The organism is Pedobacter sp. ok626, from assembly GCF_900100435.1.
Taxonomy (GTDB): Bacteria; Bacteroidota; Bacteroidia; order Sphingobacteriales; family Sphingobacteriaceae; genus Pedobacter.
Genome location: NZ_FNEX01000002.1, coordinates 1 through 12,801, shown reverse-complemented (window position 1 = coordinate 12,801; position 12,801 = coordinate 1). Strand labels below are relative to the sequence as shown.

10 protein-coding genes are annotated in these 12,801 nt (G+C 39.1%); 7 read left to right on the top strand and 3 right to left on the bottom strand.

Annotation, left to right across the window (positions count from 1 at the left end; all coding sequences use genetic code 11):
• Nucleotides 1-109: 109 nt before the first annotated feature.
• The 5 genes from BLS35_RS02185 (at nt 110) to BLS35_RS02165 (ending at nt 6,759) form a co-directional block, all read left to right on the top strand.
• Nucleotides 110-3,457, top strand: coding sequence for a TonB-dependent receptor (locus BLS35_RS02185; RefSeq protein ID WP_207909102.1), 3,348 nt, complete (start codon nt 110-112; stop codon nt 3,455-3,457).
• A gap of 4 nt (nt 3,458-3,461) precedes the next feature.
• Nucleotides 3,462-5,129, top strand: coding sequence for a RagB/SusD family nutrient uptake outer membrane protein (locus BLS35_RS02180; protein ID WP_090777375.1), 1,668 nt, complete (start codon nt 3,462-3,464; stop codon nt 5,127-5,129).
• A 17-nt stretch (nt 5,130-5,146) separates the two neighbouring features.
• Nucleotides 5,147-5,584, top strand: coding sequence for a hypothetical protein (locus tag BLS35_RS02175; RefSeq protein ID WP_090777373.1), 438 nt, complete (start codon nt 5,147-5,149; stop codon nt 5,582-5,584).
• A 153-nt stretch (nt 5,585-5,737) separates the two neighbouring features.
• Nucleotides 5,738-6,199 carry a peptidylprolyl isomerase gene (locus BLS35_RS02170; RefSeq protein ID WP_090777371.1) on the top strand — a complete coding sequence of 154 codons (462 nt, stop codon included), beginning with the start codon at nt 5,738-5,740 and terminating at the stop codon, nt 6,197-6,199.
• A 26-nt stretch (nt 6,200-6,225) separates the two neighbouring features.
• The gene (locus tag BLS35_RS02165) at nt 6,226-6,759 is read left to right on the top strand and encodes a DUF5606 family protein (protein WP_090777369.1); all 534 of its coding nucleotides are present in this window, start codon (nt 6,226-6,228) and stop codon (nt 6,757-6,759) included.
• Between the two features lie 266 nt (nt 6,760-7,025).
• On the opposite strand, the gene rlmH is transcribed toward BLS35_RS02165, so the two are convergent.
• The gene (rlmH, locus tag BLS35_RS02160; protein WP_090777367.1) at nt 7,026-7,499 is read right to left on the bottom strand and encodes a 23S rRNA (pseudouridine(1915)-N(3))-methyltransferase RlmH; all 474 of its coding nucleotides are present in this window, start codon (nt 7,497-7,499) and stop codon (nt 7,026-7,028) included.
• Nucleotides 7,500-7,592: 93 nt separating this feature from the next.
• Between rlmH and BLS35_RS02155 the strand changes: the two genes are divergently transcribed.
• A complete protein-coding gene (locus BLS35_RS02155; RefSeq protein WP_090777365.1) occupies nt 7,593-9,407 on the top strand; it encodes a MutS-related protein in 1,815 nt (604 codons plus the stop codon).
• 15 nt (nt 9,408-9,422) lie between these two features.
• Here the strand turns inward: BLS35_RS02155 and BLS35_RS02150 are convergent, their stop codons facing one another.
• Nucleotides 9,423-10,826, bottom strand: coding sequence for an alpha/beta hydrolase family protein (locus BLS35_RS02150; protein WP_090777363.1), 1,404 nt, complete (start codon nt 10,824-10,826; stop codon nt 9,423-9,425).
• Nucleotides 10,827-10,988: 162 nt separating this feature from the next.
• Between BLS35_RS02150 and BLS35_RS02145 the strand changes: the two genes are divergently transcribed.
• On the top strand, nt 10,989-12,326 hold the full coding sequence (locus BLS35_RS02145) for a GH1 family beta-glucosidase (protein WP_090777361.1): 1,338 nt from the start codon (nt 10,989-10,991) through the stop codon (nt 12,324-12,326).
• Between the two features lie 7 nt (nt 12,327-12,333).
• On the opposite strand, the gene BLS35_RS02140 is transcribed toward BLS35_RS02145, so the two are convergent.
• Nucleotides 12,334-12,801, bottom strand: a 468-nt coding sequence (locus tag BLS35_RS02140) for a DUF1398 domain-containing protein (RefSeq protein ID WP_254778618.1), incomplete at its 5' end; no start/stop codon positions are given.

The window sequence follows — 12,801 nt, the reverse complement described above, 5'->3', positions numbered from 1 at the left end:
GATTGTGACAACCACTTATATTTTAACCTTAATAACCAAATATATGAAATTTTATGCTGCGTTGAACGACGCACACAGAACCCGGATTGCAAAAAAACTTCTGTTGATTATGAAACTCACAACCGTTTTATTGATAACTGTAATCATGCAGGTCAGTGCCAGTGGGTTTGCGCAAAAGATTAATTTAAAACTGAATAATGCAACGCTTTATCAAGTATTTAAAAAAATTAAAGCGCAAAGCGGCTACAGCTTCCTTTACAATATTCAAATGCTAAAGCAAGCCAACCTTGTTGATATTGATGTAACCAATGCACCGCTTACAGAGGCATTGGAAGCATGCTTTGCCGGTCAGCCTGTGGCCTATACCATTAATGAAAAAACTGTTATTGTGCGTAAGCGCTTGGCGGTTAGTCCCCAGGCTCAAAAACTCATAACGGTAACAGGACGTGTTACGGATGGAAAGGGACTAGCCCTTCAGGGTGTAAATATTCAGGTTCCAAATTCAAAAATAGGAACGACTACAAATGACAATGGTATTTATAAAATAAGTGTCGAGGATAATGTATCACTTACATTTAGTTACATCGGCTTTACTACACAAACCATCGCTGTTAATGGCCGGGATAAAATAGATGTCGTTTTACAAGACGCGGATCCTGCACTTACTGAAGTTGTGGTTGTTGGTTATGGTACCCAGAAAAAAGTAAGCGTTACAGGAGCGATTTCTTCGATATCATCTGCCGAAGTTAAACAAGCACCTACCTCAAATTTATCCAACTCGCTTGCGGGTCTATTACCCGGCTTAACCGTAGTTAATGGTGGTGGACGACCAGGTTCTGGCTCTACTATTTCGGTTCGCGGTAAAAGTACCTTTGGCGACAGCGGAGCGCTGATTGTTGTAGATGGAATTGTACGTGGTTTCGATCAATTAGATCCTAATGAAGTAGAAAGCATTACCGTCCTAAAAGATGCGGCTGCGGCAGCAGTATATGGCGCTCGGGCCGCCAATGGTGTAATTTTGGTAACCACTAAGCGCGGACATATTGGTAAGCCTAAGTTTAGTTATAACGGTTATGTAGGTACTCAGCAGCCAACTACTTACCCTAAGTTGATGAATGCTTATGAATACGCTACTGCCAATAATGCAGCTCGTTTAAACAATGGTGCAAATCCAGTTGGCAATCCATTATTCTATACTGATCAGCAATTACAGGATTTTAAGAACGGTAGCGTAGGAACAGATTGGTACGCCATATCTTTCAAAAAGAATCCGGTGCAGATGCAGCACAATATTAATGTTGATGGAGGTTCGGAAAATATCAAGTACTTTTTCTCTGGAGGCTATACCAACCAGGATGGAATGTATAATAACATTAACTTCAAACGCTATAATTTCCGGTCTAACGTAGATGCAAGGATCAATCAGAATTTAACGATGTCTGTCGATATTGATGCCCAAAATACAGTTAACAATAGCCCTTCTTTTACGGATGTCAATATTTTTGCCCACGTAATCAGACAGAATCCGGTATTTAATGCTTTCTATCCAGATGGCCTCCCTAAAAATACCACTGGTGAACACCCGGTTCTGGATATTAACAATTCAGGTTATATCCACGACAACAACAACTCGTTGTCGGGTACCATTGGATTTAAACAAGATATGCCATTTGTTACTAAGGGCTTATCCTTGACTGGCCGGTTCAATTACATTAAGGGTTATAAATTCCTTAAAGAGTTTGACCTTCCTTATACCATGTATGATGAAGATGCTACAGGAAAAATTATAGGAACAAAGGTCGTTGGGAAAAATCTAACTAAAACAGAACTCAATGAGAGTTTTGAACAGCCTGTAAGTAGTACCATCAATCTTTCATTGAATTACCAAAGAAGTTTTGCTAAACACGATATCTCAGCTTTGTTCCTGTATGAACAGGCATCGGGTAATATGGATAAGTTCAATGCCTATCGTACTGATTTTCCTTCTAACGAGATCGATCAACTTTTTGCAGGTGGGGATACCAATAAAGATAATAATGGGACGGCTACGCAGACTGGCAGAAAAAGTTTTGTGGGAAGGGTTAATTATGCTTATGCGGGTAAATATCTTTTTGAAGCATCTTTCAGATATGATGGATCTACTATTTTTCCTCCAGGAAAAAGATATGGTTTTTTTCCAGCAGTATCCACAGGATGGCGCATCTCTGAGGAAGGGTTTATAAAGGATAACCCGGCTTTAAGCTTTATCAATAACCTGAAATTAAGAGCTTCTTACGGTATATTGGGAAATGATAGGGTAGATCCATACCAGTACACAGATCAGTTTAGCACACAGGGAAGCCCTATAGCTATCTTTAACAACAGCGATATTGAAAGAACATTGATATATGGTGTTTATCCAAATCCAAATATTACCTGGGAACGGGCGAAAACTGTTGATGTTGGTCTGGAAGGAACTCTTTTTAATGGTAAACTAGGTTTTGAATTTGATTATTTTTACAAACGTACTTCTGATATACTTCAACCCAGGATATTGTCAATACCGGGAACCTTTGGTCGTAAAATGCCTTCAGAAAATTATGCGGTTGCAGACAATAAAGGTTATGAGATCACTTTGTCTCATAGCAGTCGCATCAATCAAGTTAACTTATCAGTAAAGGCCAATATGGCTTACGCCAAAAATATTGGTATCGTATTAGACGATGCAGCGGGCGATCCTTTATACAAAAGGCGTGTTGGAAAGGGGTTAGATTACCGTTATGGGCTAACTTCAGCAGGTATTTTTCAATCCGATCAGGAAGTTAAAAACTCTCCTTTTCAAACCAATACTACGGCCGCTGGGGACATTAAATATGTGGATAAGAACGGTGATGGGGTTATTGATGATTCGGATATTGATGTTATATCCAATGATGGTGCCATTCCTAAATTTACTTTTGGTCTATTTTTAAGTGCAGATTGGAAAGGATTTGATTTGGCAGCACTTTTTCAGGGTGCCGCCAAAAGCGATTTTTTTATGACGGGTACTGCGCGCAATATGTTTAACAATGGCGGTAACTCTAACTCTTTCGCTTACTTAAATGATTATTGGAGTCCACAAAATCCCGGTGCTGAATATCCCAGGGCCTGGATAGATGCTAATCCTAATAACAATAAAGACTCCGATTTCTGGTTAAGAAAAACAGGTTATGTGCGCCTAAAGTCTATACAATTTGGTTATACCATTCCAGGGATTAAAAAATGGAAAATTGAGAAATTAAGATTTTATTTCGCTGCCTATAACCTGTTTACCATTAGTCAGTTTAAATTGTTCGATCCAGAAGTTGATGCTAAAGGCGCAGTCTCACCTGGTAGTGCTGCTTTGGCTTCCGCTACAGTAACGCCCACTACCAACAGTGCCGGTAACTATTACCCGCAACAGAAAAACTACAACATAGGTGTTAACCTAACTTTTTAAGATTATGAAAAATTTAAGATATTTAATATCCCTTGTGGTAATATGTGGCCTATTCATTTCCTGTGATAAGGATATACTAGACAAAAAAAATCTGGCCTCATTCCCTGAAGAAGATGTTTGGAAAGATCCGAATCTGACTCGTTTATTTCTGGATAATATTTATGCCAGTAGACCTGGATTTGATAATGCAAATCCACCAATAGTGGATAACATTGTGGATGAAACTCGTATCGGCGCATCAACAGGTAATCCTTTCAACATACTACAAGGTACATGGACGCCATCTTCAAATTACTTCGATTATTGGGCTTATGACGATGTGAGAAAAGCGAATGAGTTTCTTAAGGGCATAAAAGAAAAGTCGAGTCTAAGCCAGGACTTAAAAAACCAATATACGGGAGAAGTAAAGTTTTTACGTGCCATTATTTATTTTGATATGGTGAAACGTTATGGCGGAGTACCTATTATTACTGAGCCGCAAACTCGTGATGAAGATTTATTCGTAAAAAGAAACACTACGGACGAGTGCTATAAGTTCATTGTTAAAGAGCTGGATGAGGCTGCGGCCTTATTACCTTACAAAGATAAAATCGCAACAGGTCGGGCTACAAAAGGTGCTGCCATGGCTTTAAAATCCAGAGCCTTGCTTTTTTATGCGAGCCAGCTTTACAATACCAGCAATGACAAGAGCCGTTGGGCAGATGCAGCAAAAGCGGCATTGGATGTGATGAATATTCCAGGAGCGCAGGGTTATGCATTATACCCAGATGTAAGACGAATTATGCTGGATAAAAGCAATAGTGAAGTAATTTTTGAAGTGCAATATCGTAAGCCTGATAAAGAACATGGTTGGGATGCTCAGGCTAAGCCGCTATCAATTGCCATTGGTATAGGCCCTAAAAGATGTCCTTTACAAGAGTTGGTCGATGCTTTCCCAATGGCTAATGGAAAAACTATTTATCAACCTGGTTCTGGCTATACTGAAACGAATCCATATGTTGGTCGTGATCAACGGTTTTATGCAACTATTGTTTACAATGGAGCAGAGTTCAGCGGAAGGACACAATATAGTTATGTTGGACATCGGGATGGTATTGGTAATTCTTTTTGTACAACAACAGGTTATTACCAGCGTAAAGGAGTAGATGAAACCAATAAGGGCTATAGTTCGGGTAAAGGTAGCGATCAAAACTGGATCGAAATCAGGCTTGGGGAAATCATGCTTAATTATGCTGAAGCTCAAAATGAAGCGGTAGGACCGGATCCGACTGTTTACAGTGCTGTAAATGCCATTAGAAAACGGGCAGGTATTTTAACGGATCTTGGGTCGGGTATTACGCAAGATTCTATGCGTACGCTAGTGCGGAATGAACGTTATGTAGAGCTTTGTTATGAAATGAAGCGCTATTGGGACCTGCGTCGCTGGAAAATAGCTGAAAATCCAAAAGTGTTAAATGGCCGACGCTATACTGGTATGAAAATTTCTTTACCAGCAGGAGTAACACTTCCCACAGATATTACCACCCCGGTTACGACGCCTATTGCCTGGAAATATGAACGCATAGTGGTAGATCCAAAACCATCAGTGTTTCTGCCTCACATGTATTATATGCCCATACCAAGCACACAAAGAGCAACAAATCCTAATCTTGAACAAAACCTTGGATGGTAACCTTATTAAATTAAATCATGAAAACGAACTTTAAAAATATATTCCTCTTATTTCTTTTCATCACAATCTGTAGCAGCTGTTCAAAAACGCCCAGTCCTGAAATTAGTGGTCAGACTGATCAGGCCTTTATACAGGATATCACCTTGTTAGATGCTAGCGGTAAAGATGTGACTGCAGTAAAGCCGGTTGTTCCTAAAACAGTTGTCGATCTGGTAACCGGTCTGGAAAGGCTGGATGTTGCCGGTACCCCATTAATTATTAATGTAACTGTAAAAGCAGGTACAGATCTAACGAATCTTTATATCCGTTGTATCCTGTCTAGCCAGTCTAAATTTGCGAAGGTGGGGCCGGTAATGGGTGGTTATACCAATCTGTCTTCCCCAAAAGTGTACACTATTACCTCTCAAACAGGTAAAAATGTAAATGCGTACACAATTAAAGTAATCTCTCAATAGTCTATATATTGATGGTTAATGTTGATTCTGGGCCTCTGGCATATTGTCAGAGGTTTAGTTTTTTGTGAATGGTCCGCCTTCCTTTTGATTAACACTGTCTCTTTTGCATATCAGCGCAAATTTCTCTAAGTTTGCCGTTTATAAAATTTTATCATGAGCAAAGCAATAATTAAAACAGATAAAGGTGACATGACCGTTCAATTTTACGATCAAGATGCACCAAATACAGTTGCCAACTTTAAAAAATTAGCTAACGAAGGTTTTTATAACGGGGTAACATTCCACAGGGTAATCCCTAATTTCGTTGTTCAGGGAGGATGCCCTAACTCTAAAGATGCTGCTACAGCACACTTAGCAGGTACAGGTGGCCCAGGTTATAAAATTGATTGCGAATTAACAGGTGAAAACCAACACCATGAGCGTGGCGTATTATCTATGGCTCACGCCGGAAGAAATACTGGTGGTTCACAGTTCTTTATATGCCATAGCAGAGACAATACAGCACACCTTGACAGAAACCATACTTGCTTTGGTAAAGTGATCGAGAATGTTGATATTGTTGACGAAATTAAACAAGGCGATAAGATTTTAAGCATTGAAGTAATAGAAGATTAATTCTAGGCTTCTCAAAAACAAACGATATGAATTTAAGAGGAATTGTAGCAGTATCTGGAAGACCAGGGTTGTTTAAACTTGTTGGTCAGAATAAAGCAGGATATGTTCTTGAAAGTCTGGACGCACAGAAAGTTAAAATTATAGCCAATATGACTTCAACTAAATTGGCGTCATTGGAAGATATTACAGTATACGGTGAGGATGATGATTTAAAATTAATTGATGTTTTAGCAAATATGGTTGCAGCTAAAGGAAATGTTCCTGATGCAAAGGCAGAACCAGCAGTGCTAAAAACATTTTTTAAGGAAGTAGCACCAGGTCACGATGAAGAGAAAGTTTACACTTCAGATATGAAGAAAATTGTAAGCTGGTTCCATATTCTTAAAGACCTGCCTTTATTTACTGAAGAAGCTCCTGCATTAAGCGAGGAACACGAAGCATTAAAAGCAGAGGTAGATAAAAAACCTAAAGCTGCCGTTAAGCCATCAAATGCAAAAGCACCAAGCAAAACCGCTCAGCCAGCTAAAAAAGCTGCCATGACAAGTAAAAAAGGTGTTTAGTTAGCCTTAATTGATATTGATCATTTACAAAAGGGTACCCAAAAGGTATCCTTTTGTTTTTGCAGCCAATCTGTGATTTAAAATAAATACCAAATCAGCAAAAATGCGATGGCCGATATGATGATCGCAATGATATAATTCATCCTATCTCTTTTTTTATCGCTTTTAAATTTATACTCCCTTTTATAATCCGACGGTAAACGCATAATAACCTCCTTTTATTTAATGATGTGCTGCGGCTTCAGTTTCCACAAAGTAATTTTAAATTATTCGTGGTGATAGGGTTCACCTTTTAATATGCTAAATGCCCTGTAAAGCTGCTCTACAAAGAACAATCTCACCATCTGATGGGAGAAGGTCATATCTGAAAGCGACATGCTGCCATTGGCGCGTTTATAGATGCTTTCGTCAAAGCCATAAGGCCCACCGATAATAAATACCAAATGCTGAACACTGCCAATCATCTGTTTGTTTAAATAATTTGAAAAAGCCACCGAGGTATACTTCTTTCCTTTTTCGTCCATTAAAATCACAGTGTCAAGGTTACTAATTTGTTTATGAATCAGCTCTGCTTCTTTTGATTTTTGCTGTGCCTCGCTTAGATTTTTGGTGTTTTTTATTTCGGGTATAACCAACAGGTTAAAACTAATGTAATGTTTCAATCTGTTCAGGTATTTCTCAATGCCTTCAATCAGGTACTTATCTTCTGTTTTACCTACAACCAGTAAAGTGATCTTCATTTATTTTATCTTTATCATCTAAACAATTCGTAACATCTAATCTTGACTCAAGTCAAAGGCTAGCACATAAATTATTAAGGAACCTCAAATATAATGGTAAAAACAAAACATAGCATCTTAGCCGACTATCAAAATAATGCAGACAAACAGCAAACAGAGGTTGATTACCTCAAACGTAAGTTAAATAAGATCTCTCTTTCCAGGTTGGGCCTATTTATCACGGAAATTCTAATCATTGCGCTGATCATTAATTTTGGTTTTATATGGCCGTTTGCAGTGTTGTTAGCTATTCCGTTGATTGTATTTCTATTTCTTGTAAAAAAACAAGTTGCTGTACAAAAACAATTGACTTATGCTGGTAAGTTGTTATGGGTTTATCAAAATGAGATTAATCACCTAACTGGTGGAAAAAATGGTTACAACAATGGGGAAGATTATGCAGATGAGTACCATCCTTATACTTCTGACTTAGATATTTTTGGTCAGGGGTCTTTGTATTCATTTATTAATCGCTGTAATATACAGCAGGGGATGGATATTTTGGCTGCGAACCTAAACAGGCCCAATGATCAGTCAACCATCGAACAAAGACAGGAAGCGATTATCGAATTAAAAGGCCATATTGACCAGACTTTCCATTTTCGGGCAGAGCTTCAGAATCATAAACCGGGACAACTGCAGTTGATCATCAATAAGCTTCAGGACCAGCTGCCTGAGCAGTTAAAATTTACCCGTAAAAAAACATTACGTCTGTATGTTCAGCTTGCTCCTTTTATTACGATTGGCATATTTATATTGGGTAATGTGTTTGGCGGATGGGTATGGCAACTCTTTGGAGCTGTTGCATTGTTCAATGCGAGCTTAATCATTTTTAACATGCGTCACATTAATTTGATACATAATGGCTTTAGCAAAGAATCCAGTTTGTTAAACGCGTTTGCGGATACTGTGAAGTGGACCGAAGATGTGACCTGGAAAAGCACTTACATTCAACGGTTCTTTGTCGGTGGAAAGACTGCTGTGCCTATTAGTAAACAGATTCTTAAACTTTCTTCGATTATCCAGGCATTTGATGCCAGACTTAATATAGTTGTAGGCATAGCGCTAAATATCTTTGCCCTTTGGGATTTAAGATGTTCGATTTCTTTATGCAATTGGCATGATCAATCGGCGCAGGAAACGATAGAAGGGATGAACCGGATTGGCAAGTTTGAAGAGCTGATCTCTTTTGCTACGCTAGCCCATAATCAACCGGAATGGAATTTCCCTGAAATCGCAGCTGCTTTTCATTTAAAAGCTACTGCCCTGGGGCACCCGCTGATCCCAGAGCAGGTAAGGGTATACAATAGCTTTGAACTTGAGTCCGAACCTACTGTCGACATTGTGACCGGGTCTAATATGGCTGGTAAAAGTACTTTTCTGAGAACTGTAGGGGTTAATATGACATTGGCTTTTGCTGGTGCTCCTGTATGTGCTGAACAAATGTCGCTGTCCATTTTTAAGATTCTCTCGTACATGCGAATCAAAGATTCATTAAATGATCAAACCTCAACGTTTAAAGCCGAATTAAACAGGCTTAAGATGATTTTAGATGCCATACAACTCCATCCAAATTCTTTTGTACTAATTGATGAGATGCTTAGAGGAACAAATAGTAAGGATAAATATCTGGGGTCAAAAGTTTTTATAGAGAAGTTGATTGAGCAAAAAACTCCCGCCTTATTTGCTACACATGATTTACAATTGTCTGAAATGGAGGCTGATCATAAAACTCAAGTTAGAAACTACCATTTCGATATACAGATCACTGAAGGGGAAATGAATTTCGATTATAAAATAAAGCATGGCCCTTGTACAACTTTTAATGCGGCAATTTTACTAAAACAGATCGGTTTAAGCTTGAATTAAGCTGTCGCCCGTTTATTATATACCATTTATCCAGCTTGAAATTTTTTGAAGGGCCGCAGGGTTAAGCGTCTCTTCAATATTTCCATATTCCGATTCTGCCCCTGTATTTGCTTTTTGGAATAAATGGTTTAATCCCTCCATTGGAACAATTTCAAAACGTTTGTTGCCAGCTTTTTGTAGTCCGGTTTTAATACCAGCTAAATTTGCAGTACTTTCTACCTGGAAGTCGAGGGTACCGTTAAGCGCTAAAACAGGGCATTTTACTTTAGTCAGATAAATTGCAGGGTCAAAACTTATGAAATACCTAAACCATGGTGTTTTGTATTGATTGAGGGTTCGTTGAACAATGGATTCTTTAGCCGTTCTATCCAATTTTTCTAGCGGCTCCAGATCGAGTTCTTTGCGTATAGCAAGCTCAACTTCGGGCGCTGCATGTTGTAATGGAAGATCCTTAACATCGTTCATCACTGTAAACACTTTTAAATTGCTTGCCATTTTTTGTGCTACCTCATCGGAAGGAGCGCCTGAAAGCTTCATCGCATCGCCAATCTGCCTGGAGAGTAGTTGTGTTATTGGAATACCCGGACCTGCCATTAAAACGACGAATTTTACATTTGGATTGCGACTGGCAACAATTGGTGCAACCATACCACCTTCGCTATGTCCTATAAGGCCAATGGCCATATTTTTAAGATCGGGTCTGGAAAGTAGGTACTTTACTGCGGCTTCTGCATCATCTGCAAAGTCGGCTGTAGTTGCTTTTGAAAAAATTCCAGTTGATTTGCCAATCCCCCTGTCGTCATACCTTAGTACGGCAATACCTTGTCTGGTCAAGTAATCGCTAAGTACAAGGAATGGACGATGATTAAAAAGCTCTTCATTCCGATTTTGCGGACCTGATCCGGTTATTAAGACTGCAATTTTATCAGCTTTGCCGTTGGCAGGCAAGGTTAATGTCCCAGCAAGATTATTGCCGCCAGTGGTGTTAGTAAAGGTTACTTCTTCTTGTTTATAAGGAAAATCTTTGGGATCCTGAGGTCTTGTTTGTGGGGCTGCGAGTGCATTTTCGGCTTTATTGCTCAGCGCTAATACAGTATGTACCGGACCTTGTTGAAATGTTCCATTTATTTTATTACTGTCAGGTACATAAGTTCCTGTGTATTTCATTCCAATACTTGATGCCTCAACGGTTAAAGTCTTATTTGTAAAAGTAGTTTTACTGGTAGGCATACCCTTTGCACCTTGTTGAGGACTATCCATTGTTGTTGCATATTCACTTCCAGTTTTGGTAATATGGAAAACCAGAGGTAACGAAGTACCCTGAATATTTAATGTGCCATACCATGTTCCAATAGGTTCCTGGGCAAACAAAGTGCTACCTAGTAGTATTAAAGCTATTGTTGAATATATACTTTTCATTGGGTTATAATTTGATTTTCAATTGAGATGAAGCGATCGTGATTTCGTATTTGTAAATTAAACTTTATTACGATATGTTGTATATAAAAATGATGAGCTGTGGAATAGACTTAACACTAACTTAATAAGTGATTAGCATATTGCCCTTTATACAGAAATGATATGATCAAGGCATCTGATTTTGGAAAGGATTTTTTATGGGGAGTGGCTACAGCGGCAGCGCAGATTGAGGGTGCTGCGGAGGGGTATGGGAAAGGTTTGTCTATCTGGGATACTTTCTCTAAAAGATCTGGAAAAACTAAAAAGGGGCATCAGCCGACTGTAGCGTGTGATTTTTATCACCATTACAAGGAAGACATCGCGCTGGTTAAGCTGTTGGGGTTCGGTGTTTTTCGTTTTTCCATTTCATGGCCTCGTATTCTGCCAACTGGCAAGGGAGACGTCAATAAGGAAGGGCTTAAGTTCTATCACCAGGTAATTGATGAATGTTTATTACAAGGTATTGTCCCTTATGTTACTTTGTATCATTGGGATTTACCCGAGGCATTGGAAGATGAAGGTGGCTGGACCGCTTTTTCTATTAACTACAGCTTTAATCTTTTTGTCTCTATTTGTGCAAAGGAATATGGGGATAAGGTAAAGAACTGGATTGTATTGAATGAGCCTTTTGGTTTTACGTCCTTGGGTTATATGTTGGGGGTTCATGCGCCGGGAAAAACTGGCCTAACCAATTTCTTTTCTGCTGTTCATCATGCTGCCATAGCGCAGGCAGATGGCGGTCGAATCTTAAGGTCAGAAGTCAAAAACGCACATATAGGAACTAGTTTCTCCTGTTCAGAGATAATCCCTTATACGCAAAGTGCTTCGGATATATTGGCTGCTAAGCGGGTAGATTGTCTGATGAATCGCTTGTTTATCGAACCGCTGTTAGGGATGGGCTATCCTACGGCGAATTGGGATGTGATGGAAAAGTTTTCCATCCAGCACTCCACCTGGCGACATACGGAACGGCTTACTTTTGATTTCGACTTTATAGGTCTACAGAATTATTTCCCTTTAACTATAAAATACAATGCTTTCATTCCTGTGGTGCAAGCCTGGGAAGTAAAGGCTAAAAGCCGCAAAAAACCACATACAGCAATGGGTTGGGAAATTAATGCCAACAGCTTTTATAACATCATTAAACAATTTGCTGCCTATCCAAATATTCCTCCTATAATGATCACTGAAAATGGCGCGGCTTATCACGATAAGGTTATTAACCAGCAGGTTCATGACCAAGATCGTATTGCTTATTTTGAGCAATATTTAGCGGCTTTGCTAAAGGCAAAGCGAGAAGGGCTTCCTATTACTGGTTATATGGCCTGGACACTAATGGATAACTTTGAATGGGGGGAAGGTTTTAATGCTCGATTTGGATTGGTACATACTGATTTTAAAACGCAGCAGCGTACAGTTAAAGACTCCGGACTTTGGTTTAAAGACTTTTTGGGGCATTAATGTTTTTTTATTCGGAATTAGGGATCGATTCTGTCAGGATGAGCTGATCTTTCTGATCATAATAAGTGCAAGTCATCAATGATAAATTCACTATCCATCTATCGATTCCTGTTTCTGCACAATGCCTGCAAAAACTGAGGTAATCCGTTTTCCCTGCCTGATGCATTTTCAAATACTTCGTAAACTTTTTCTTATGACTTACAGCAGCGACGACTAACGGTTCATACTTTGCCTTGGAGCTGAGCTGATGGCCATTATGCCCAAAATACTGGGTATGGCTATCGGATACAAAGGTCACAAATTCTTCTACTCCTGATTTTTTGATCGCTTGAATGTACTTAGGGAAATCTGCTCCGCTTTTCACTTTTTCATGTTCCTGCTCAATTTGCGCAATTGTAAAAGATTCCTCCTGTAAATTGGTGGATATTGCTTTGAGTTCCGTTTTAGGTTTATTAAAATGTTCAGAATCCCTCAC